The organism is Roseateles sp. P5_D6 (assembly GCF_054049415.1).
The window spans coordinates 31,931-54,480 of record NZ_JBFUMK010000028.1; the positions used below are offsets into that span (position 1 = coordinate 31,931).

General features: G+C 60.8%; 24 protein-coding genes. 13 read left to right on the plus strand and 11 right to left on the minus strand.

The genetic code is table 11. The features are described 5' to 3' along the window. Positions 1-6 precede the first annotated feature (6 nt). The 3 genes from serS to ACXJKM_RS27055 form a co-directional block, all read right to left on the minus strand. Positions 7-1,302, minus strand: coding sequence for a serine--tRNA ligase (gene serS / locus ACXJKM_RS27045; RefSeq protein WP_457356229.1), 1,296 nt, complete (start codon positions 1,300-1,302; stop codon positions 7-9). Between the two features lie 73 nt (positions 1,303-1,375). Further along, complete coding sequence (gene ispH, locus ACXJKM_RS27050; protein WP_056195385.1) at positions 1,376-2,353, minus strand: 4-hydroxy-3-methylbut-2-enyl diphosphate reductase; 978 nt, start codon at positions 2,351-2,353, stop codon at positions 1,376-1,378. Beyond that, positions 2,353-2,796 carry an FKBP-type peptidyl-prolyl cis-trans isomerase gene (locus ACXJKM_RS27055; protein WP_056195383.1) on the minus strand — a complete coding sequence of 148 codons (444 nt, stop codon included), beginning with the start codon at positions 2,794-2,796 and terminating at the stop codon, positions 2,353-2,355. The genes ispH and ACXJKM_RS27055 overlap by 1 nt, the downstream gene beginning before the upstream one ends. 50 nt (positions 2,797-2,846) lie before the next feature. On the opposite strand from ACXJKM_RS27055, the gene radC reads away from it, so the two are divergent. Further along, on the plus strand, positions 2,847-3,467 hold the full coding sequence (gene radC / locus ACXJKM_RS27060; protein ID WP_457356230.1) for a RadC family protein: 621 nt from the start codon (positions 2,847-2,849) through the stop codon (positions 3,465-3,467). A 274-nt stretch (positions 3,468-3,741) separates the two neighbouring features. Here radC and ACXJKM_RS27065 read toward each other — a convergent pair whose 3' ends face one another. Continuing rightward, the gene (locus ACXJKM_RS27065; protein WP_457356231.1) at positions 3,742-4,014 is read right to left on the minus strand and encodes a hypothetical protein; all 273 of its coding nucleotides are present in this window, start codon (positions 4,012-4,014) and stop codon (positions 3,742-3,744) included. Positions 4,015-4,173: 159 nt separating this feature from the next. Between ACXJKM_RS27065 and ACXJKM_RS27070 the strand changes: the two genes are divergently transcribed. After that, entirely contained in the window at positions 4,174-4,572 is a 399-nt protein-coding gene (locus ACXJKM_RS27070; RefSeq protein ID WP_457356232.1) for a helix-turn-helix domain-containing protein, read from the plus strand. A gap of 11 nt (positions 4,573-4,583) precedes the next feature. On the opposite strand, the gene ACXJKM_RS27075 is transcribed toward ACXJKM_RS27070, so the two are convergent. Continuing rightward, positions 4,584-4,838 carry a helix-turn-helix domain-containing protein gene (locus tag ACXJKM_RS27075; RefSeq protein WP_457356233.1) on the minus strand — a complete coding sequence of 85 codons (255 nt, stop codon included), beginning with the start codon at positions 4,836-4,838 and terminating at the stop codon, positions 4,584-4,586. 463 nt (positions 4,839-5,301) lie between these two features. Here ACXJKM_RS27075 and ACXJKM_RS27080 point away from each other — a divergent pair, with 463 nt between their 5' ends. The 3 genes from ACXJKM_RS27080 to ACXJKM_RS27090 all read left to right on the plus strand — a co-directional run bounded on the left by ACXJKM_RS27080 (position 5,302) and on the right by ACXJKM_RS27090 (position 11,334). Continuing rightward, entirely contained in the window at positions 5,302-7,164 is a 1,863-nt protein-coding gene (locus ACXJKM_RS27080) for a hypothetical protein (protein WP_457356234.1), read from the plus strand. A 2-nt stretch (positions 7,165-7,166) separates the two neighbouring features. After that, positions 7,167-10,289: a hypothetical protein gene (locus ACXJKM_RS27085; protein WP_457356235.1), complete on the plus strand. Its 3,123-nt coding sequence runs from the start codon at positions 7,167-7,169 to the stop codon at positions 10,287-10,289. 250 nt (positions 10,290-10,539) lie between these two features. Continuing rightward, the gene (locus tag ACXJKM_RS27090; protein WP_457356236.1) at positions 10,540-11,334 is read left to right on the plus strand and encodes a hypothetical protein; all 795 of its coding nucleotides are present in this window, start codon (positions 10,540-10,542) and stop codon (positions 11,332-11,334) included. Positions 11,335-11,342: 8 nt separating this feature from the next. On the opposite strand, the gene ACXJKM_RS27095 is transcribed toward ACXJKM_RS27090, so the two are convergent. Next, positions 11,343-13,763, minus strand: coding sequence for an NACHT domain-containing protein (locus tag ACXJKM_RS27095; protein WP_457356237.1), 2,421 nt, complete (start codon positions 13,761-13,763; stop codon positions 11,343-11,345). Between the two features lie 52 nt (positions 13,764-13,815). Further along, complete coding sequence (locus ACXJKM_RS27100) at positions 13,816-14,037, minus strand: hypothetical protein (protein ID WP_457356238.1); 222 nt, start codon at positions 14,035-14,037, stop codon at positions 13,816-13,818. 113 nt (positions 14,038-14,150) lie between these two features. Between ACXJKM_RS27100 and ACXJKM_RS27105 the strand changes: the two genes are divergently transcribed. Further along, positions 14,151-15,899, plus strand: coding sequence for a hypothetical protein (locus tag ACXJKM_RS27105; RefSeq protein ID WP_457356239.1), 1,749 nt, complete (start codon positions 14,151-14,153; stop codon positions 15,897-15,899). Between the two features lie 170 nt (positions 15,900-16,069). Here ACXJKM_RS27105 and ACXJKM_RS27110 read toward each other — a convergent pair whose 3' ends face one another. Then, a complete protein-coding gene (locus tag ACXJKM_RS27110; protein ID WP_457356240.1) occupies positions 16,070-16,249 on the minus strand; it encodes a hypothetical protein in 180 nt (59 codons plus the stop codon). 222 nt (positions 16,250-16,471) lie between these two features. Between ACXJKM_RS27110 and ACXJKM_RS27115 the strand changes: the two genes are divergently transcribed. Next, on the plus strand, positions 16,472-16,747 hold the full coding sequence (locus tag ACXJKM_RS27115; RefSeq protein ID WP_457356241.1) for a hypothetical protein: 276 nt from the start codon (positions 16,472-16,474) through the stop codon (positions 16,745-16,747). 327 nt (positions 16,748-17,074) lie between these two features. Here ACXJKM_RS27115 and ACXJKM_RS27120 read toward each other — a convergent pair whose 3' ends face one another. Together ACXJKM_RS27120 and ACXJKM_RS27125 are read right to left on the minus strand one after the other, a co-directional pair. Beyond that, a complete protein-coding gene (locus ACXJKM_RS27120; protein WP_457356242.1) occupies positions 17,075-17,332 on the minus strand; it encodes a hypothetical protein in 258 nt (85 codons plus the stop codon). Further along, entirely contained in the window at positions 17,329-17,643 is a 315-nt protein-coding gene (locus ACXJKM_RS27125) for a hypothetical protein (protein ID WP_457356243.1), read from the minus strand. The genes ACXJKM_RS27120 and ACXJKM_RS27125 overlap by 4 nt, the downstream gene beginning before the upstream one ends. Positions 17,644-17,872: 229 nt before the next feature. On the opposite strand from ACXJKM_RS27125, the gene ACXJKM_RS27130 reads away from it, so the two are divergent. From ACXJKM_RS27130 to ACXJKM_RS27155, 6 genes are all read left to right on the plus strand, one after another. Continuing rightward, positions 17,873-18,766 (plus strand): hypothetical protein, encoded by an 894-nt coding sequence (locus tag ACXJKM_RS27130; RefSeq protein ID WP_457356244.1) that lies wholly within the window; start codon positions 17,873-17,875, stop codon positions 18,764-18,766. Positions 18,767-18,811: 45 nt separating this feature from the next. Next, positions 18,812-19,111: a hypothetical protein gene (locus tag ACXJKM_RS27135; protein ID WP_457356245.1), complete on the plus strand. Its 300-nt coding sequence runs from the start codon at positions 18,812-18,814 to the stop codon at positions 19,109-19,111. A gap of 58 nt (positions 19,112-19,169) precedes the next feature. Beyond that, positions 19,170-19,994: an SOS response-associated peptidase family protein gene (locus tag ACXJKM_RS27140; RefSeq protein WP_457356268.1), complete on the plus strand. Its 825-nt coding sequence runs from the start codon at positions 19,170-19,172 to the stop codon at positions 19,992-19,994. 13 nt (positions 19,995-20,007) lie between these two features. Then, complete coding sequence (locus ACXJKM_RS27145) at positions 20,008-20,316, plus strand: hypothetical protein (RefSeq protein WP_457356246.1); 309 nt, start codon at positions 20,008-20,010, stop codon at positions 20,314-20,316. Between the two features lie 239 nt (positions 20,317-20,555). Beyond that, on the plus strand, positions 20,556-21,080 hold the full coding sequence (locus ACXJKM_RS27150; RefSeq protein ID WP_457356247.1) for a hypothetical protein: 525 nt from the start codon (positions 20,556-20,558) through the stop codon (positions 21,078-21,080). A gap of 305 nt (positions 21,081-21,385) precedes the next feature. Continuing rightward, positions 21,386-22,243, plus strand: a complete 858-nt coding sequence (locus ACXJKM_RS27155) for a S1/P1 nuclease (RefSeq protein ID WP_457356248.1) — start codon at positions 21,386-21,388, stop codon at positions 22,241-22,243. Between the two features lie 29 nt (positions 22,244-22,272). On the opposite strand, the gene ACXJKM_RS27160 is transcribed toward ACXJKM_RS27155, so the two are convergent. After that, positions 22,273-22,419, minus strand: coding sequence for a hypothetical protein (locus ACXJKM_RS27160; protein ID WP_457356249.1), 147 nt, complete (start codon positions 22,417-22,419; stop codon positions 22,273-22,275). Positions 22,420-22,550 lie beyond the last annotated feature (131 nt).

The following is a 22,550-nucleotide window of genomic DNA, read 5'->3' on the forward strand; positions in this document are numbered from 1 at the left end:
TTGAGCTCAACCTCGCAACGTGTCAGCGCCGCCCAGATAGGGCCGCAGCGCCTCAGGCACCGTGATGCTGCCGTCGGCGTTCTGATAATTTTCGAGAACTGCAACGAGGGTGCGACCCACGGCGAGACCAGAGCCATTCAACGTGTGTACGAACTCGTTCTTGCCCTGCGCGTTCTTGAAGCGCGCCTGCATGCGGCGGGCCTGGAAGGCGCCCATGTTCGAGCAGGAGCTGATCTCGCGGAAGGTGTTCTGCGCCGGCAGCCAGACCTCGAGGTCATAGGTCTTGGTCGAGCCAAAGCCCATGTCGCCGCTGCACAGCAGCACCGTGCGGTAGGGCAGACCGAGCTTTTGCAGCACAGCTTCGGCGTGGCCCGTCATCTCTTCCAGCGCGGCCATGCTGTTCTCGGGCAGCTCGATGCGCACCATYTCGACCTTGTCGAACTGGTGYTGGCGGATCAKGCCRCGSGTGTCGCGGCCGGCGGAGCCTGCTTCCGAGCGGAAGCAGGGGCTGTGGGCCGTCAGCTTGACGGGCAGGTCTTCAGGCTTGAGCACGCTCTCGCGAACGGTGTTGGTCAGTGAGATCTCCGAGGTCGAGATCAGGTACTGCTCGACCTGTTCCTCATCGCCGCCACGCAGCACCCAGAACATGTCTTCCTTGAACTTGGGCAACTGGCCCGTGCCCTCCAGGATCTCGCGGTTGACGATGTARGGCGTGTAGCACTCGGTGTARCCRTGCTCGGYSGTYTGCACGTCGAGCATGAACTGSGCAAGCGCGCGRTGCAGGCGAGCGGCCGGGCCCTTCAGGAAGGCGAAGCGCGATCCGGAGAGCTTGGCGCCCATCTCGAAATCCAGGCCCAGCGGCGCGCCCAGGTCGACGTGGTCCTTGACCTCGAAGTCGAATGTGCGGGGCGTACCCCAGCGGCGCACTTCGACATTGCCGGCTTCGTCCACGCCCGCAGGTACGCTGGCGTCGGGCAGATTGGGCACGCCCATCAGCATCTGGTTCAGCTCGACCTGGATGGCGTCCAGGCGTTCGGCGCCGGCTTTCAGCTCGTCGGCAATGCTGCCGACTTCTGCCATCAGCGCAGATGCATCTTCGCCCTTGCCCTTGGCCATGCCGATCTGCTTGGACAGCGCATTGCGGCGGGCCTGCAGTTCCTCGGTGCGCACCTGCACCGAGCGGCGCTCGCCTTCGAGCGACTTGAAGCGCTCCACGTCGAGGAAGGTCTGGGGGGTCTTGCGCGCGTTCAGGCGCTCGATGACAGCATCGAGGTCCTTGCGCAGCTGGGTGATGTCGAGCATGGGAATACCTTCAGGATTCGAATAGACAAGCGGCGCCAATGTGAGGCGCCGCCGGAAGCTGGAAGCACCGGCGTCAAGATCGCGAGGAACTGACCTCGGCCATGGACTTGTCGCCCAGCCCCATCGGCAACGGGAAGCGAACATGCTCCTCCACGCCCGGCAGGCTACGCACCGTGGTGGCGCCCAGCGCGCGCAGGCGGTCGATGACGGCCTGCACCAGCACATCGGGCGCCGAGGCGCCGGCCGTCAGACCCACACGGGCCCGGCCCTCCAGCCACTCGGCCTTCAGGTCTTCGGCGGAGTCGACCATATAGCCCGGCGTGCCCAGGCGTTCGGCCAGTTCGCGCAGACGGTTGCTGTTGGAACTGGTGGGGCTGCCAACAACGATGACGACGTCCACCTGGGGCGCCAGCACCTTGACGGCGTCCTGGCGGTTCTGCGTGGCATAGCAGATGTCCTGCTGCTTGGGTTCGCGCACCTGGGGAAAGACGCGCTTCACCTCGGCCAGGATCTCGGCCGCATCGTCCACGCTCAACGTGGTCTGCGTGACGACGGCGAGCTTGCCCTGATCACGCACCTGCACCTTGGCCACATCCTCGACCTCTTCGACAAGGAAGATGCCTTCGGACAGCTGGCCCATCGTGCCCTCGACCTCGGGATGACCCTTGTGGCCGATCATGATGAATTCATAGCCTTCGCGGTGCAGCTTGGCCACCTCGACGTGGACCTTGGTCACCAGCGGGCAGGTCGCGTCGAACACCTGGAAGCCCCGTGCGGCGGCCTCGCGGCGCACCTCCTGGCTGACGCCATGGGCGCTGAACACCAGCGTCGCGCCGGGCGGCACCTCGGCCAGGTCCTCGATGAAGATGGCGCCGCGCGACTTCAGGTCGTTGACGACGTAGGTGTTGTGGACGATCTCGTGGCGCACGTAGATCGGCGAGCCGAACTTCAACAGCGCGCGCTCGACGATCTCGATGGCGCGGTCCACGCCGGCGCAAAAGCCGCGCGGTTCGGCCAGCACCACTTCCTGGGGATGCAAAACAGCGTTCATCAAAGCACCCCGATCACTTGGACTTCAAAGCTGACCGGCTGGCCAGCAAGCGGGTGGTTGAAGTCGAACAGCAGGGCTTCGTCGCCAAGTTCGCGAACGACGCCGGCATAGCCGCCCTGCCCGTCCGGGCCGGGGAATTGCACGACGTCACCGACGTTGTAGACCTCGTCCGGGTCGCCCAGCTGCCGCAGCAGTGACAGCTTCACGCGCTGCAACAGCTCGGGGTTGCGCTCGCCGAAGGCTTCGCCGGGCTTCAGCTCGAAGCGCTCATGCGCGCCCTCGGGCAGGCCGATGAGGCGCGCCTCGATGGCGGGCGACAGCTGGCCGGCACCGAGCGACAGCGTGGCGGGCTTGTCGTCAAAGGTGTTGACGATGTCGGCGCCGTCCGGGCCCGAGAGCCGGTAATGCAAGGTCAGGAAGGACCCGGCCTGGATGGGGTTCATGCGAGAAGGGAAAAGAAAAGGGAACGCTTGGCTAGACTGCGGCCGATTTTATGTCGTTGACCCATCTGCCCCCTGAAGCCCGCCCGCGCGAGAAATTGCTTGCCCGCGGCCCGCAGGCGTTGGCGGATGCCGAACTGCTCGCCCTGCTGCTGCGCACCGGCATCCAGGGCCTGCCCGTGCTGCAACTGGCACAGAGCCTGCTGGATCGATTTGGCGGCTGGGCGGGGCTGCTGGCGGCCAGCGTGCAGGACCTCGGCAAGATCAAGGGCCTGGGCCCCGCAAAGCGTGCCGAGATCGCCGCCGTGCTGGAGATTGCACGGCGCTCGCTGAGCCAGCAACTGACCGAGAAGCCAGCGCTGAACGACGTGGACACGGTCAAGACTTATCTGCGCCTGCATCTGGGCGCGCTGGGCCACGAAGTCTTCGCAGTGCTGTTCCTCGACGCGCAGTTGCGCCTGATCGCAATGGAGACGCTGTTCCAGGGCTCGCTGACCCACACGACAGTGCATCCGCGCGAGGTCGTCAAACGTGCTCTCGCCCTGGGCGCCGGCGCTGCCATCCTCGCCCACAACCACCCCTTAGGTGGAAGACGTTTGTCAACAACTGCAGGAAAGCCGGGTGTGAAGTTGGCGTGTGAGAGGCGGCGGATGGCCGCCGTGGCATCCCCTTGAATCTGCGGCCACACACCGGTTGACGATCTACCAAATACGCTAGGTGAAACATTCGTGGATGCTTCTGATCTCGAGTGACTCTGTTCTCTTGTTTTCGGACTACCGCGGGTAGTGCGTTAGCAGCGCACCAAGTGAACCAGCCAACGCAGCGAGCGCCAGTACGCCAAGCAGATCCGAGAGCGTACCCACCGAATACAACGAGCCGACCAGCAGCCATGAGCCCAAGGCCGACAACCAAGGCACTGAATAGATGACCTGAGAACTTGTCATCCCGTCAGCCTGCCTTGCTTCGAGGGATGTTGGCGACAGTGGTACTCGGTGTCGGCGGTTTGTCGTTGATTTTTTGCGAAGAACTTGGCCTCGTTCTTACGATGGCAAGCGGCTTGGGTGAGCCCGCCATCAGGGCAGCGAAATGGTCTCGCTCCAGCGCCTCAAAGTCGCGAATCTGGATGCGCGTCAAGCCAGACCCGAACACGCTTGCCGCTTTCTCCGCCAGTTCGGCGGAGATGTTGACGAACCTACCGGGAGCGACTCGAACACGCTTCATGCGCCTACCTTAGCGCCGCATAGTCCATATTCAAAATTGGAGTTTGGGCTGAGACAGCGACCGAGCGTCAGCAGCAACTTCATCGACTGCGCCACTTGCGGGGGAGCCGGATTCAGTTTTTGAATATCGATTGGGGTGGGGTACGGTGCGACGCGAAAGATGCCCATGCTCAGACCAACACTCCGCCCGATCGCTGCTCCTCTGCACAAGCGCCTGCGCCTACTGCGCGAGGCGCGTGGCCTTCTGCAGCGTGAGCTGTCCGACCGGTTGGGACGCAGCCAAGCCTATGTCAGCAATGTTGAGCGCGGCGAGCGCCAGTTGGACGTCATCGAACTGCATCAGTGGCTGACGGCGCTGGGCGAAGAGTTCATGGATTTCGTACGCCAGATCGACGACGAACTCAGGAAGCCGGTCACCCCAGAAAAGCCGACATCGATCGGACCAAGCCTAAAACGACGCAAGCATCTGTCCAAACGGCATGACGTGCTGCAGACGATTCGCGCGATGAGCCAGTTGGTAGAGCAGGCGAGACAGAAGGCGGAGCCTGTCGAAGCTTAACGACTGGAAAACTAAGGCTGATCGGTATGCCCATCCCCGCCCAGCAACCCCGGCAGCTGGTTGCTGCGGATGCGCTCATCTAGGCGCTTCACGAATTCCTCCAAGGTGGATCCGCAGGCGTGCGTCCAAAGGGCGAGCTCGAAGACATCAACCCGGCGCCTGCCCGCCTCGCCGCGGCTGATCAGATCCTGCCCGACCGCAAGCTTTTCAGCCAACTGCATCTGACTCAGGCCGGCACGTGCTCTGAGGGCGTTCAGCTCTTCCAAAAAATGCGCGTACTTCTCGGTATGTATCGAACTTCTCATCCTGCGTCGGTCGCATTTGCAACAGAACAGGATCAGAGGGACGCCCAATTATGGGAAAACGCCATAATTTGGCACCAAGCCATCTACTCAACAGTGCGGCTACTGAGAACGGGATCTACTTGCCAAGGTTGGCAACCAAGCGCAACCGGGCTTCGATGGTGCGTCGGCGCGACTGCCCGCCGCGGCTGCCGCAGCTCTACGACATGCGGCCGCAGCATTCGCTGGCCAGATCGTGCACACATCGGGATCGGGTGGGTAACGGGGGCTTCAGGCCGCTGAGGGGTCGCGGCCGGGCATCACCCCGTTGCGGTAACTCGCATAACTGTAGAGACTTGCTGTAACAAACCTGCCCGCCTGAGGTCCCAATTGCAGGGAGCAATGGACTGTTCAGGATGCGGTTCAGCGTCTCCAGGGAGGAGCACCGTTGGAAGTCATTGCAGTCGAAGAAAAGCTGCGGGGCGCCGGTCTATCGCACCCCAGCCTGAATGCCCTCAAAGCTGACGACACACAGTACACGGTGCTGCTGCTCCAGCCCGAGGGCCTCGTCCGGGTGGCAAATGATGCGATCGGCCATGCGGACCGAGGAGATGCGACCCGAAAGTTCAGTCGCTTCTTTGAACTGGTGAATGGCCTCGGTGTCCAGCCGGATCTCGTCGTCTGCCCCGAGTACAGCGTTCCTTGGGATGTTTTGCTTACGGCATTGAAGGCCGGAGTCGCGCCTGCGGTGGGGAAACTGTGGGTGTTGGGCTGCGAAAGCCTTCCTATCGGCGGGCTGGCAGACGTAAGGGAGCGCCTCGGCGATGTGGCGATGGTCCTGGATGATGATGTTTCAACGGTGGAACGCAGTACCCAGCAATACAGAAACCCATTGGCCTATGTATTTCGGGCGCCAGCATTGAACGGCGCCGCCGAGAGCCTCGTTGTGTTGGTTCAATACAAAACGGACATTTCTGGCGACCCAGACAATACGGAGGCGCGCGGAATGCTTCCAGGGAAATTTGTATACCTGTTCGGACGCCAGCCCCACGAGGTACGCCTGATGACACTGATTTGTTCAGACGTCTTCAGGTTCGACAAAGCAATTATCAATCAATATTACGATGGGCTTCTACTTCTGCATGTGCAACTAAACAATGGGCCGAGGCACTTACTTTACAAGCGATATCGGTCAGAACTTTTTGAAGCCGCGGGAAAAACCGAGGTTATCTGCCTTAATTGGGCCGACCATGTTCATTCGGTCGACGACAAAGGCCAGAACGACAAAGATTGGAAAAATATATCAGGATCGGCTTGGTATCTCCTTCCCCAAGAGTTTGATTTTAGTGACGCGCGGATTCACGAAAATCATCAACATGGCGTTTATTACACTAGGCATGAGCCCATTCGGGTCCACGCACTGCAATTCCACTACAGGCCTCGCGCCTTTTTGCTCGAGGCTACCAAGGTTTTCCACCACGCAGTCGCCAAACCAAGGTCGACGAGGACAGGGCCGAGGGCAATCAACAACTTCTTCTGGTCGACACAGGACTGCGTCTGGCGCGCGCCCCGCACGCCCCAGGAACGCCCCGACGACGGCTTCGAACTGAAGTTGAATGCCGTGGCCCTTGGCGGGGCCGCCAACTTGGCGGACATGCGGACGCTCTACGAGTCTGGACCTGTGCTGGTTGAACGCGTGGCTGCCATCGCCGCTGGTCGATTTGGTCCGAAGGCGAATTGGCATGAGCCACCGCGCATCGACTCCATGCAGTTGTGCGAGGCAGAGATCGTGCGGCGCGTGACAGTGATGCTCGACACGGCCCCGGAAGCGGATGCATTCAGGAATGGTCGGTTCGCCAACGTGAGACACATCGCCGAACTCCGCCTGTCGGCCTACGCGTGGCCGACTCCGGTCGAAGCTTTACGCAGCGGCTTCCGGTTTACTTGGGATCGAAGATACCCAAACCGCAATGTTGTTGCCGACGATGGCACGCTCGCCACGATCGTTCACGCAGGCATGGCCGCAGACCTGTCTCAGTTGGAAGCCCTTGAGGCCCAGGTCCGAAAGACGATAGCTGGGCCGCCGCCAGATCCTGACCGAGTCCTGACCCGTGAGCAGGAAAAAGAGTTCGAGAAGCGCCACGTCGCCACTGCAAAACAGTACTGCATCCTGTATTCGACGGCGGGGGGCACAAAGTATTTTGTCAGCGCCAATGAGAAGTCCATTGCTTCGCCAGGTGGCCAAACTCCCGTGCATATTGCAGTTCCATCGCTGGCCGCCTTCCTTGAGCGGAAGCAGAAAGGCGCCTAGACATGAACGTGCAGGCAATCAGAGAAAAGTTGGGTGCAAAACTCTCGAATCTTTCCGAGCTTTCCACGGGCGTTCTGCGTGGAGTTCGGCGCCATGGCGACTCTGACGTTTCAGCATACTTCTTTGACGTCAATAATCAACTCCCACAAACAGCTGGCACACTGAACGATTATCTTGACGACGTTCTTGGAAATTCCTATTTTGACACTACCTCATCGCCCGATCTGCGCTGGAACAATTATCTCTATTTCGTCGTTCCGAAGGATTCCACTGGCAATGATGAGTTCAAGCAACTTAAGCACAACGTAGAGGCTGACAGGAGCTACGCTCGAAAGTTCGTTGTTGCAGAGGATGAAGTCGATCGCGTCTTGGCCGAACTCGATTCGGTCGCGCTGGCCGATGGGGCAATTCAGCCCAGCGACACCGTCGAGAAGTGGGCTTTGAAATTAACGCCCGCGGGGCTGGATGACGTTTTAGACAAAGACAGGCCCATCGCGACAATCGTCGGAAATGTGGCGTCCGGTACGTCACGGCAGGCCGTGCGCACAAAAAGGACGACGGGAGCGAACGAAAGCCGGCAACTCGCATCGTCCCATCTGGCAAGCCTCGACCTGAAAGCGTTCCGAACATTTCCAATGCGCAAGGAAATCGAGGCTCTTGGCAAGGCAAATCTACTTTTCGGGACCAACGGCGTCGGAAAAACGTCGGTTCTTGAGGGAATCGAGTTCCTCTTTTGTGGAGCAAACCGTCGTTGCGCTGCTACCTATTCCACAGCGGTGGCCGCTAGGTTGACTACGGGAGGTGACATTAGAACGACTGGCGCTCAACCGCTTTCGGACTTCCGGACCCGACTCAGGCAGTGGTATGGGACCGGTGGCGAGGACAACAGTCGCACGAATAGGCTGCCGAATCAATTCGCCCGCTTCAACTTTCTGAATACGGATGCGGCAGCCGAACTATCCTTATTGAAGCCGGACCCGAAGGCAGGCCCAAACAACACCAAGATACTCACTGAATTGCTCAGCGGCTTTGAGGCTTCTCAAGCGTGGCAGCGCATGCAGGATTTGCGCAAAGACATYGCCAAAAAGGTTTCTGATGTCCGCTCCGAACGGGTAGTTGCCGAGCGCGATGAAAAGGCCGCCAGCCGCGAAATCAGTCTACTCGAGGCGGCGCCCCAAGAATCCGATGCCATATTTGCCGTGCTTTTGCAGGATCTGCAAAGGTTGCAGTGGCGAGACCTCCCGGCCAATAAGGAGGCCCTCTCAACGCACTTGGTAGAGCGGCTTTCGGAGCTGACGTCCCGCTTGGGATCGTTGCAGCAATTGCGCTGGTTAGACGTTCCGATAACTTTACAAACCCTTCGAGAGCGGACGGCAGAAATGACCTCGCTGGCGCGCCGTATCCAAGAGGCAGTGCAGCACTCGAGCGCACGCGGCGGGGTGCGCCAACAGCGGCAGTCGCAATTGGCCGCTGCTCAAACGCGGCGTCTTAGCCTGACCCAGCTTGACCAAGCCGCGGTGTCAGAACTTGTCAAGCTGACGAAGGACAAGGCGGACTCTGAGGCAGAACAGCGCCGGCAATCCCGTGACTTCGCGCGTATCCCGACGCAGCCGGAGCCAGACGGGTGGGCCGAGGCGTGGGGTCACATGCCGGTCAAGGGCGCGATGCAGGCCAACGATGTGGCGCTCACAGCTGTCGTCGAAGCAATTGGGGCAGCGAATCGTCGGATTGAAGAGGCGAGTCAAGCGCGATCGCAGTTGCAGAACACGATCACGCAACTCCGGCATTGGGCCCTGAAGGCCATCGAGCATCGTCACGACGATCTCAACTGTCCAGTTTGCGGCAACCGATTCGCCGCCGGTCAGCTCATCCAGAAGGTCGAGGCTCTGGCGGCAACTCCTGCCGACAGTCTGGTCGCCGACCTGAGGCGGCAAATCGAGGGCGACGAAGTGCGGCGAGCCGACATGACGCGCACGCACGCTTGGCTGGGTGAACTTGGCAGGTTCTCGTCGGTCCTTCCTGACGGAACGGCCTCGACAGTTCAAGCAGCGGTTGCAGCAGCCAAAGCGCTCTCGAATCGGCAGCAGTCTCTGCGCGATGCTAAGCAAGCGGCTAGCGATGGCCTAAGGAGGCTGGCCACGGTGGGGCTCACCGTCGAATCCGTGGCATCGATGTGCGCACCGCTTGAAGATGATGGCAGCGAGATTCTCGCCACCCCATTGAACGTTGGTGAGGCCATTGCACGCCTTGATGCCCGCTTGCCTGAGATGACGACGGCCGCGGCGAAGGCCGAAGAAGCGCATGAAGCTGGGGTCGAACAATTGCAGCGCTTGTGTGAGTCTGCATTCGGGCAAGCCGGCCAGCCCCCACAGCAGGTCCTCGACGAACTTCATCGCCGGATGCAGCAGGCTGCCTTGGCGGTGGGTGCTTTTGAAGGCTTGAGCCAGGCGACAAATCTTCCCACCGCGTCTGATCTGGACGCTGTCAGGACGCTCCTGGAAGCAACCGTTCTCCATGCCCAGAGGGCTCTAGCCGCGATTCAAGCCGATACGAACTCCAAGAGTCAACTTGCCAAAGCTCGAGAACTTCGCGATAGGCTACTTTCGCGGCTCAACAACTACAAAGAATCCCTTGCCCGTTTGGGCGCGGCCCAAGCCGTTCTTGACGACATTATTGAAAATGATTCCCTGGACGCTGCGAATTCCGCTGTCGTAGCAGCCACATTCCAAGTTGCGGATCGAATCTTTAGCCGCATACATGCTCCGTCAGAATATTGCATCACTGATGATCTAAATGCGCCGTTGAAGCGCAGGGAAAGCGGCGGCGCCGTCCAACTTGGACAAGTCAGCACAGGGCAGCGAGCAGCCTATGCGTTGTCGATGTTCTTGGCAATGAACGCCCAGGTTCGCGCGGGCCCCAAGGTGCTGCTGCTGGATGATCCAATATCACATATCGATGATCTCAACGCGTTATCGTTCCTTGACTACCTTCGAAATCTTGTCCTGAAATCGGATCAACAGATATTTTTCGCAACTGCCGACGAAAAAATAGCCGGCCTATTCGCGCACAAGTTCGCCTTCCTAAAAGAGGACTTTAAGGTCGTTGAACTTACCCGAGATGTTTGAAACCCGAAACTTCGCCGCCCGAGCTAGTGCAAGTGCATGTGCATGTGCTCGTTAGCGCGAAGGCTACGGGCGCCTTGGCCAACGGTCTTTTCACGGGGACTTTCTGCGTGGCATGCTGCCCCTGCCCGCCGACCCGTTCATTCGCTGCTCGAGCTGCCGGCTGAAGATCGATTCGAACTTCGACTGATGTGGCAAGAAGCCTGTACGCCGTCACCGAAAACCGATTGCGCCGGCCGACGGGATCATCAAGATGACTGAACTCCGCGATTCACCGCTTGCGACGCCGCCTGAGAACAAGGTGTTCTACGCCCTTCACAGAATTGGCTCCCGCCTGGTTGGTGACCTGTTTCTGGCGAGCTATCTTTCATCGAGCCTAAACCTCGTCAACACACTTGGTCCTCTTCACAGGGCTGCGACATTCTCTGGTGGTGAAAAGCAGGGACTGGCTCCAGAACTGCTGGATCGGATCCTTGCTCAGCAAGACGACACCATGAGATGGGTGGCGGACGCAAAGGCGGAGGGTTACCACCGAACGAATGTGCTGGCTTTCCTCAGCTTGTGGGCGGCCCATGAAGCTGGGCACGAGAACGTGATGGCGGCCATACTCGAAACAGTCCGAAGTTCTGCGCTAGCGGCTTCAGCCAAGTTCAAGCGAGGCCGCTTCGATGTCGATGACTGGCCGTGGTCTGAAGACAGGTGCCTGGATTTGGCGCAGCGGTTGGACCAGAAGGCAAAGGAGGTTATCCCGGACGGAGGATGGGACGCCGCAGGACGACTGGCGACTGCCTACGGTTGGCTGGGATGCATTTTGAGAGTTCCGCCGGACGCTGCGGAGACATTCAATGAGGCCAGCATGGTGCGCAACGTCCTCTTGCACCGGTATGGCCGCCTCAGCGGCCGAGACATCCAGCGCGCGCCGCATTTGGCCACCCACGCCAATGGGGCGATTCAGCTTTCGGAGGAACGGCTCAAGCTCTACTACCGGGCCGTGGTCGCCGTGCTGAACGCGGCAACGGAAGCTGTAGCTGCTGCCGGCTGGCGCTGACTGCCTCGCTAGCGGACAGACTGGCCGTTCGAACTGCGGCCAAAGGTCCCAGTCGAGGTGCGACTTCGCTCGAACGAGACGACGTTGTAGTTGAGCCTCCGACCGCGAAGAAACCCGTCATGGGTCTTGCGCAGATCTTTGTCGACGAGGGCAAACACCCGCTCCGCTTCAACCTCTACGAACTTCGTAGTCTCTATCCCATCGCTGAAGACCATTAGCCCCTCAGGAAGCTTCGCGTTTATCTCACCCATGGCCATCGCGATCAGCATGCCGCCATCGAGGTTAAGGCGAACGCCGTCGGTCTTACCGGGCTGGGCGAAGATTTTCTGAATTCCCTTGCCGACCCAGTTTGCTGAGAAGTCGAAGTGCTTCGCCTCGATAGATAGAGCGGAAGAATCAGATTCCTCGCGCGACTTGCGCAGGACGCGCTCAAGCAACGCAGCCGCCAACGCGGTCAGTTGCGGCTGCGTGCGTGAATGCGACTGCCACAGTGCCAGCGCAGCGACGGCGGCCGTGTCATCTTTGCCGCCGCGAACGGCCTGAAGCAGGAAGCTGTCCAACTCAGCTGCTTCAAGTGCCCCAAGGGTCTTGGCGCGGCTTGCAAGGGTGACGATGGCTGTCGTCCACAGATCGATGCTGGCCACGTTGGACCTGGCGCTGCCGGCCATTGCTTCGGCCACGCTCGTAAATGACGCAAAGAAGCGCAGGTATGCGCCGTTGAGAGGCCCTGGACACACGCGCAATGTGTCGTACCACGCGGCGATGTAGTGCACGTCGGGTGCCTGCGTCAAGAACGCGATGATGTCGAGCGTGAGGTGCGCGGAGTAGTCGATGTGTGCATTCGGATCGGGCTTGGCCAACCGCAGCCGCTCGGCGACAAGGAATTCTTGAAAGGACCTGTGAGCGAAAAACAGTGCGCCGGCTTCCTTTTCTTCGGTCAGCGTCGAGACGATGTACTCGTTGCGCTTCCCCTCAAAGTCGGCCGAATTGCCGTCTGGCAGTTGAGCTAGGAGCGACTCAGGGATCTCGTCCCGAAGGAAGCTGCCCTGCGACTTGCCGGGACGACGCCACGCCCACCAAGCCAGATCGCGCTGGAACTGCAGACGGTCGTTCAATGCGACGGCTTTGCGTGCCGGCTTCTGGGTCGTGTCGCGCTCCACCATCGACCGGATGAAATGGTCATATAGGCTGTAGCGATTAAAGCCTTCAAAGTCGAATCCGGGATCAGCGGCAAGCTCGGCGATCAGCTGCACGTGCACAGGGCGGGCGAGCAGGTCCCTTGGCACGCGATCAAGAACTTCGGCAGTGCGGCCGCCCACAAAAGAGTGGGGATAGGTGAAACGCTTCGCCACTTCGTAGCGATTGGCGGACGATTCCAGGGAGCTCTGGAGAAGCTGGCGGCTCTCCTTCTCACTGAAGAATGACAGTGTGCGCTCTTTCCACTGCGCAAACTCGGTGCTGGCCACCGACTGCCCTGCAACATTCTTCAGGCCGCGAAAGACCAGGTGCTGGGTGTCGGTCGGCAACGCGTTGGGGCGCCCGAGCAAGATGACCTTGCTGTGGCCCACAAGCAGGCGATTGAACTCGCGGAAGTTGGAAAGAAAATCCGAAGCAGTCATGGCGTGCTTCATCTCGTCAAAGCCGTCGAGGATCACAAGCAGCCTGCCCGATCGGTTCAAGTGTTCGAAGGTCTTGAACTGAAAGCCTGGGGCTGGACTATCCGCTGTGAACTGCGCACCAAACAGGCCTTCCAGGCGTGTCTCGTGAACGACGTCGCCCAGGCTCTTAAGGATCGGAATGCGCTTCGTCGGGTTGGCGAGGTAGGACGACGCGAAGTAGGCTGCGATTCGGCGCGCCAGGCTGGTCTTACCTTGACCGTAGCTTCCAAGGATGGCCAAGCTGTTTCCCACCGGGTCTAGCGCCCAGGCTTGAATCTCGTCCAGGGCGGACTCCCCCGCTGAGCGGGGATCCTCGAAGCGCGCCTCGACGTACTTGGCGTCGGCGGTGGGCACCAGCTTTGCAAGGCCCTCGATGTAGGGGCGAAGGCCTAGAAGGGACTCCTCAAGCTCGCGGAAGGTTTGGTGGCTAGCGCCGCGCCAGTTGTTCACGTAGGCCAAGGCCGCCGCGCCGATAGGCTTGTTGCTAACAATCAAGACTTGATCCACCGACCGCGAATCAAGCATCGGCTGATACTTGGCATAGATGCCCTCGAAGTCGGCCTTGGTCAGTGGCCTGTCGTAGTTCTTGCATTCGACCGCCACGCGCTGGTGTCGCCCCCAATTGGGCTGGAGGAAGGCGATGTCGACCTTGGTGCCGCCTATGAATTGCTCCGGCTTCGCATCAAAGAAGCGCGTTCGTAGCAACTCGCAAACGAGGTCGCGAAAGGAGTCGCCGATCTCGGTGCTGGAAGGTGTGTTGGCACGGGTCATCTCGGCAATGTAGCGCTCAGAAAAACTAGCTGGCAGCACCAAGGACCTGCAGTCAATGGGCATGGCCGCTCCAATCTCTTTTGGAGACCACCATATCTGAAGCGTCTAGGGCGGCACGCTTTTGCCACAGGCCGAGGACAAGTAGACTGAGCACGACCCAGATCGCCGCAGCTTCATTGACCTCCGTCGATTCCAACAAGGCATGGAGGCCGTTGCGTCTAGCGGCCTCGCGCAGCATTGAGGCATGCTGGGATTGGGCCAGCGTGGTGGGCATGACACCAGCATCTCGGCCCTCGAACTCGGCGCCAAGCTGGACGGGGTTCAAGGACTTGAGCGCGGCCACGCACTGAGGCCGCGAGCACAAGTCTCCCTGCGCACCTCCCTGCGATGATGATCGACAGGGATGCCGCTTTGGGAGGAGCGATGGCAGTGGAGCAGTGCTACGGGTTCGTGTGCTTTTACCCGCTTGATTCAAGCGGGCAGAAATTCTTCGGCTTCTCCGAGTTTCTGGCTGGCCTAGCTCTCATGGTCCTGGCTTGGACCACGGCTGACATCCGATACAAGTTTCGCGTTCGGACCGCCCCTCTTCCGCTACAAACAATCACTTTCTCCGTGGTCGCTGCCGTCGGATTCCTAACGCTCATGACGGACCTATGGCGAGCCGAGCAATGGTTGGTCCCGCGAGGCAACCTGCTGTCCCCAGGAGCGTGGCAGGCCCTGCTAGGCCTCACATTTCTGTTTACCTTCCTACTATGGGCTTGGTTTGCCTTCATCAGACCACCAACGTACGGGAAGCTCAACGCAAAGCGCTACGCACGCGCTCTGTATCGGATCGTCATTCAAGGCTCATCTGCGGACCTCGCCATCATCGCTGACGAGTTGTCATACTCAATCCAGTCCGTTATGCGTCACGCCAGCGATCCGGCTGCGACAGAACGCATGAGGGACGTCGAACAAGACGGCCAGACTACGCGCCCCTTACCGGACGTTGAAGGCTACGCAAACCAGCTCGTTCTATTGATCGCAGACAGACGGCTGTGTCGGGCCATCGTCGCGTCATCGCCGATGACGGCACTCGCAGTCTTCCAGCAGCTAGGGGATGCAAAGAGGCCGGTGGTCAACATCCGCCCCTTCGCGGCGAACATCGTGACCGAGGCGATCTTGAACAAGGATTCGTTTCTCTTCCATGAGGTCGAAGGCTATGACACGGGCCTGATGGGTTATCAGAAACCGCTCAGTCAGGCGATGTTCTCCAACTATCAGATGGTTCTCACCATCAATAGCATGCTTGATCCTGACTACCCCATAAGTCAGACGTGGGACGTTGCTCAGTGGAAGGCATATAGCCGGGCCGTCTTGATGACCATGAGCAGCTTCATCGCCGACGGGCACGTGAGGCATGAGCCTGTCTTTGCCAGGGCGATTGATGCGATTCAATCACTGGCATCAGGCATCTACAAAATTGATGGCACGGAAAATACCAGCGACGACTCCGTGGAATTGCTTGATGTTGCGGTGAACTTCATTCAGGAGGTCGTGAAGTGTCTGAACGAAAGTCCGGCACTTGCTCGTGTGAAGTTGCGTGAGCGCGATGAGCGCCACCGATTTGGAGGCACCTTGCTCGACAGCCTCGCCCGCGCCGTCGCGGAAATCGTCTACTCCGCGTCGGCGGTTAAGTCGCCAAGATGGACATGCTGGACTGTTCAGCACAACAGCGTTTGGAGCGACTTATTCTCCTTCACGATGACTGGCCCAGCCGCTCGCATAGTGCAGCACAAGGCACGAAGACTCATCTACGCCGACATCGCAGAGATGAGCAAATTCCCCAACTACAAGGGCGCACGAATCCTCGGCTTCTGCCTCAACGTCATGGGCTGGCGCCGAGGTGCCGGCAGCATCGACAAGGAAAGTCGCGCGTTGCGTGCGGTCGTGGTCGCGTGGGTCAAGCGGAACTACAAGTGGCTGCATGACCTCAATCCGAGCATCGCTCAAGCCTGCTTGGTAGAAGGAATCGCCTACGACGCGAAACTGAATAGGCTTATGCGGACTCACCCGGCGTTCCTCAGGCCAAAGCCACGGGTCACCTACCTGCAACTCTCGGCAGAGCCTCGGCCCAGTGGCGTTGTCACCGACTAAGCGGCTCCAGCATCACGAGACGTGGAGCAAGGTTGGGCAGGCCGAAATGAGGCGGAGCGCGGACCCCGAAGGAATCGCTTGAGGCTGGCAAACAGGAAGCCGGCACGCACGAGGATCCAACTGTCTAGAGGGCCGCGCTGCTCGCGGCAAGGTAGCCTACGACGATGTCGTCAGATGAAACGGATATGGCGTCCCTCGAAGCTCTCGAAGATGTCGCGCCAAGACTCCCCGTCAACCTCGTCGACCTCGACGGCGTGTAGAAACTGAACCTTCCTGAGCTCATCTCGCATGGCCTCAGGCCACTGTTCGTTGTTGGTCCGGTCGATGGTGCGGCGCTCGGCAATATGCATGGCGTTCTCTCTTTGGATTACTGAGGTTGGCGGCGTCTTGTTCATAGCGCCGCCAGTGTCTGAATGCCGGCGCTCAATGCATATCGCCCCGAAGAGGGAGGCCAACGGGGCATACCCCCAAAGGAGGGACACGTCGGCAAAATCCCCACTAAGGGCGATGGCCTGTACTCCTTGCGGTCGAGACACTGATGGTCATCGAAAGCAGTCACCCAGGAGCCCGCCATGCAAGTCATCGCCACCGTTGCCGCCCACCGCGCCATCCAGTTCCCCGGCCTGTTCACCCGCCCGGCCGACAAGATCCAGCCGATCCAGCGCAAAGTGCAGCCGACCTATGCCAACCAGGTCCGCGACAGCATCATGCGTTGCACCCGCCAGATGAGCGGCACCCAGTCCCACAACCGGCGCGTCAAATTCCTGTCCGGCGTCGAGGTGCGCGAGATCAGCATGGCAGACTGGGTCAAGGCCAACGAGGAGTACCAGCCCGTCTGGTTCGGCTGAACCTTCAATGTCCGTGAACGCACAGGAAACAGCTACACCCCGTCGCCGGAAGTCACTCGTCGTTGGGGTGGTTCGCAGACTCTGTGTTCTCGTCTGAGGCAGGGTCATCCTTGGCTCCAGGCGCAGGCAGTTTCGGTTTCTTTTCAGACCGTTAAGCGCCTGCTTGCTTGTTGTCGCTTTGGCCTGCGGCATTCGAGTCCACCGGATAGACCGGGCGTCTGCCAGGCAGAGGTTGAATCGGCTCATTTGCCATGCGGCCTCCTAAAAGCAAGTGGAATGCACATTCGGCAATCGGCGTAGCGCACGCAGCCAGCTGGACAGGCTGCCCTAGAAGGGCACGTCCATCAGATCCACACCCAAGGCGTCAAGCATCCGCTGTGAAAGGCCTGGCGCGTCGCAGTCGCAGACGTGCACGACAAGCCGACGCCACACCTCGCGAGGCCTGTAGGGCACGCCCAATGGTGGACTGCTGTACAGGTAGCGCATCGGCTTGCCCGACTCATCGACCATCACCGCCATGTCGAAGTCGGTCCCACGGACCACGCTGAGCGCGGCTTCGTTAACGTGCGTGTCGTCGTACTTCATCTGAACTCCTCTGGTGCGCCCTGGCTGACCCAAGCAGGCTCGACGTTTGATTGCTGCTGCGATGCCCGCCTGATCTTGTCTATCGACGGTGGAAACCGGGCCTTGGCTCGGGCCTCCTGTTCATCGACAGGATCCCGAACGGGGTCGCACCACCACACCTGAGGAACAGGCTTGGGACTCTTAGCGCAGAAGCCGTGGTCCTCGTAGCCCAACACCATGATTTGGCCGTCACGGATCTTGACCCGCGCCCGGTCGAGCTGGCGCCAACGCAGCTCAGGGCCGCCGCGGATGCCGAGCAGGGAGGCTGTCATGGGTCGGCGCTCGCCGTCCTCCGCCCACCCGCGCATCACCGTCACCCACAGGCGTCCGCGCACAGGTTCGAGTGATTCAAGGTGTTGCTGTGGCAGCTTGCGCCCGTGCTGCCTCGTCTGAATTGCGTCCACCCACATGATGCTTGTTGCCCTCCTTCGGTTCGTGGCGGTTGAAGACTGTATACATGTACAGTATTCTGACGCCTCGCAACCGCTCTTGGAGCCGCTCATGGCAACCGATACATCCTGGCGCACGCTGTGGGAAATCATGGAGCACAGCAAACCGCTTCCGACGGCGTGGCACCGTTGCGGCTGGTGCATTCAGTTCGAGTACGACGCCATCGATAACGAAGGCACGCCGGGATGGGTGCTCGGCGACGCGGAGATCTCAGAGAGCCGCGTCCTTGAGTTGTCCGAGGAGATGGGCGAGGAGGCATTCCGCGCGTTTGGGGGCGAACTGCATCGGCAGGCCAAGGTACTTTGGGCCGAACTCGGCTACACCAATGAATCCTCGCGGCGTAGCCCCACCCTGAGCGCCGACGACTGGCGACGGCTGTGGGTTCTCGATGTTGAAGAAGGTGCGCTAGCTCAGGCGGTGCACTCCTCCGGCCTAGGCATCACGATCTTTCCGGCGAAGGAAGCAGAGGATCGACATATCTGGCGTTCGACGGTTTCGGGTGACTATGAAGACGAGCGTCAACGGCTAATGTTTGAGCTTGGCCCCGAAGCCATGGCTGTGCTGGAAGCTCGGCTCTGCAAGGAGGCCTTGCTGCTTTGGCGCGAGTGTGGCCACGAGGATGATGGCCCCTTTCAAGAAGGGCAGCTGTATGGCCCGCTGCCGTGCAAGGTCGTGTCTTGGCGCTCGCAGTGGAAGGTGGGTGAGGACGAAGGCCTCGGGCTCCCGGATGCGTTGCACGCCAGCGGGCTCGCAATCAGCTACGTCTACACCGATGTCGATGAGGATCAAATGGGCTGGGTCGCCACGACGCCCAAGCCGTTCGCGGCTAGTGAAGCAGAGCTGCGCGCGGTGCTCGGTGACAGTGGAGTAAACCGGCTCTACAAGGAAGCTCGCCAGCTCTGGGCTGAGCTGGGCTACCGCGATAACTCACCGGTCAAGCTCTAGGTCACAGGCTCATCCTGTGAGCTGCCGTCTGGCCAACATTGCGCCATGACTGAAGCCTCTGAACACATCACCCCGCTCCCGTCCACTCACGTCGATAACGGCATCCTAGGCCGCGTGCCTAGTGAGCACGTCGGAAAGGCTCAATGTTCGCTGCCCGATGCGGCCTTGGTTCCTGAGAATGAGATTCGCGTTGAGGTGGACGCCGGCTGGCTCGGCCGAGTGCGGCTGACCTTCAGGAAGTACCGGTACACCCGCCCCAAGGGCAAGTTTTCGGCTGTGGCCTGGAGTTGCCGCCATGCGGAGCCGGTCGAACCCGACGCCAATGGCGCGGCCGAGGAAAACTGAGGGTTCCCCGTACTTGGATGTAGGCTCGGCCGCGTTGACCCAGCCCATCCGGACAACCATGTGCTCCAACTACGAGCCCGTCACCATGGACGACCGCCTGATGGCGCACTTCGGTGTGTCCAGGCCGTCAGACGTTGAGCCGCCCGAGTCAGCGTTCCCTGGGCTGAAGGCCTTCTTCATCCGCGCCGAGGACAAAGCGGAGCTTGTCGTCGCCCAAGCCCAACTGGGTTTCTTCGGCTACCTGCCTGAGTTCGCGCCGGACCTGGCCTTCGGCCGCAAAACGTACAACTGCAAGTCCGAGACGATGCGCGAGAAGCGCGCCTTCAAGGCCGCTTGGTTTGCTGGCAACCGCTGCTTGATCCCGATCGAAAGGGGCTTCGAATGGTGCTACGAGACCGGCGATCCCGTGCGATGGGCCGTCAAGCGCAACAACGGTGATCCGCTGTGCGCGGCCGGCCTGTGGGGCGTCTGGATTGGCCCGCATGGTGAAGAGATCCTCTCCTTCACCATGCTGACCGTCAACGCAGACGGCCATCCGATCTTCAGCCGCTTCAACCCGTCCGGCGATGAAAAGCGGATGCCGGTGTTTCTACGCCTGGAGGATCAGGACGCTTGGCTCAATTGCTCCATCGACAAGGCAGGCGACTTCATCAGGCAATTCCCCGCAGAGCTGCTTCAGGCCGAGCCGGCGCCAGCGCCGTGGAAGCCGCTGCCTGAGCCGGCCGATTGGGAGTCGGAGCCCGACATGTTCGCCGACGAGTGGCGCGAGGCTGCAGCCGATCCCATGGCGCGCCAGCTGAAGGCTCGCAAGTCACGCCCTAAAGCCAAGCCCGCCGCTGACCCGGGCCCAACGCCGCCCACGACGGGTAACCTTTTTGACTGACCCAGGGGACGCTATGGACTTCATCAACCCGGATGAAGAGTTCCACCACTTCGGCGGCGCCGAGGCCTTCATCGGAGACCTCGAGATGGGCTTCACGCCGGTCCGGTATCTCAAGTTCCGAATCAACACCACGATCATTGCTGAGCCCGGCCGCACGCCGAGTCACACGCAGTGGGTCTTCATTCCGGTCGCCGACCTGGACCGCTTCTCCGCCCAGTTGGCCGCACTGTCCGAGTCGGCCAAGCGCTGGACACCGGGGACCACGTTGCAGTCGGTCGGCGAGAACATCGGCGTGATGAACACAACGGGGACGACGGGTTAGGGGAACAGAATAGGGAACCGTTCCGGAAGATGCGCCCGGCGACCCCGAGATGTTGAAGGCAATCTCCTTGCTCGCCATGTCTGCCACTGTCGTCCAGTTCCCTCGGCTGCGGCAGCGGTGCAGCGACACGCTGCATAGCCAGGCCACCCGATCGAGTCGCGCAGCCGCGATCAGCAACGGAGCGGTACGTCGGCTCTGCAGCGGAAGCGGCCCCTTAGTTGCCATGGGAGACTGGCGGCATGCGCCACGCCCTTCTAACCCTTCTTCTCATGTTCGCGGCGAGCCCTTTGGTGGCTGGAGAGCTGACGCGTCAAGATCAGTACGACGAATCGGTGGGCTACGCGTACGGCCGAACGCTGATTCCAGTAGCGACGGGTAGACGCTGCATGGAGTTGTTCCCGGAATATGCAGACACGATCAGCCATGGCCTGCAGCGATGGAGAGAGCGAAATTCGGAAGCTCTTGCCGAGGTTGAGGCTCAATGGCGGGCATATGTCGATCGAGATCACAAGGCAGCGCAGCTACCAGCGAGGCTCTACGACCAGCAAACGGCCAAAGTTATTTCAGAGCAGGTGGCCAATGCCTTCACCACGCTGGGTGGCGAGGACAGCATTCCTGCTCAGCAGTTCTGCAAGGACTACGCTAGCGCGACGCTGCGAAGCACCAAGATCTACCTTGAAGCGCTCCTCATGACCCAGCTGGAGAGCTTCCGCAATTGCGGTCGAGAAGGCCTTTGCCCCAATATCTCTCGGCCTGGCAAATGACGTCAACGTCGGCTTGCAGCCTTTTGCGGTCCCTCTGGCAATGACCACAAGCTTCGGCAAAAAGATGCCCCGGCACTAGACCGGGGCTGAACGCCTTCGCTTTCGCGCCAAGCGCCTGCTTAGGGAGGAAAAGCAGGGGTTGCCAATGTATGGTCCACCAACGCGAAAAGGCGAAGAGCGTTTGTTTCATTGGTTGCAACGGAAGCCAGCAATGCAGCCATCGCTCATGTCTCGGGACCTGCCGTATCGGGTTTGACCGGCACTGGCTGGCGACAATGCGCCACCGCCACATTGCTCCCCGACCGATGGCCCTCCTGATTCTCGGCAAGACAAGGTGTCCGCTCTGCAGCCAAACAATCGAGGCAGGTCAAGAGACGGTCGCCACGTTGTTGCGCATCGCTGGGACGATCCTGTCCACCCTGTGCGCCCTCGGCCCTACCAACGCACACGCCTGGGGCGCTGACGGCCATCGCCTCATCGCCGAGCTGGCCGCGGCACAGCTGACGCCGGTAGCCAGGGCTGAGATCGACCGCCTGCTGAGCCTGGAGCCAGGCGCCACGCTCGTGTCCGTATCCACCTGGGCCGACGAGACGCGCTCGGGCGCAACTGCTCCGCTGCACTACGTCAACCCGCCTGAGGGCGATTGCAACTACAGCAGGCAGCGCGACTGCCCAGACGGCCGATGCGTCGTCGAGGCAATCACGGCGAAGGTAGCCATCCTGAAGTCAAACGCTCCGGACGCGGAGCGCCTGGTGGCACTGAAGTACGTCGTCCACCTAGTCGGCGACATCCACCAGCCACTGCATGTCGGGCTGCCCCGTGACAAGGGCGGCAACCTGTTCCAGGTCCGCGCCTTCGGCCGCGGCACCAACCTCCACGCTGTCTGGGACGGCGATCTCATCAGGCACCGCGCCGGCGGACTGAGTCAGCTGCTGAGAGACGTCAACGCCCTTGAGCAGCGCACAGCATCGAGCCCAGCGGAACCCGCGCGCTGGGCCGCCGAATCATGCCGGCTCAGCCGCACTGCGAGCTTCTACCCGGAGGACCGCTCGATCGGCATGGCCTACCAGGTGCGCTGGGACGACTCTCTGGTCGTGCAATTCGCGCTGGCCGGCCGCCGCCTCGCTGGGACGCTAAACGAAGCGATGATCCAAACGCGCTGACGGCAAAGTGCCAGGTCACCTGTGAAGGCTCACAGGCCGATTTCGGCCTCGTCGATGTCGACGATGAAGGCCGCCCCCTGCTTGCCGTCTGGGTCATACGCCGCGAGACGTCCTTGCATCGACGCCGCCACGCTCTCCGCCATCCTGGCCAGGGCTCCGTCGTCGGCCTCACGCATGGCAGCCACAGTGCGCTTTCAGAAACACACGGCGATGGGGCGCGTGTACCCCGCCCCCGGCCGCGACGGCCTGACAACCAGACGCGTCACGTCCGGCTCGACCTGCTGCTCAACCTCGGCACCGTCCGGCC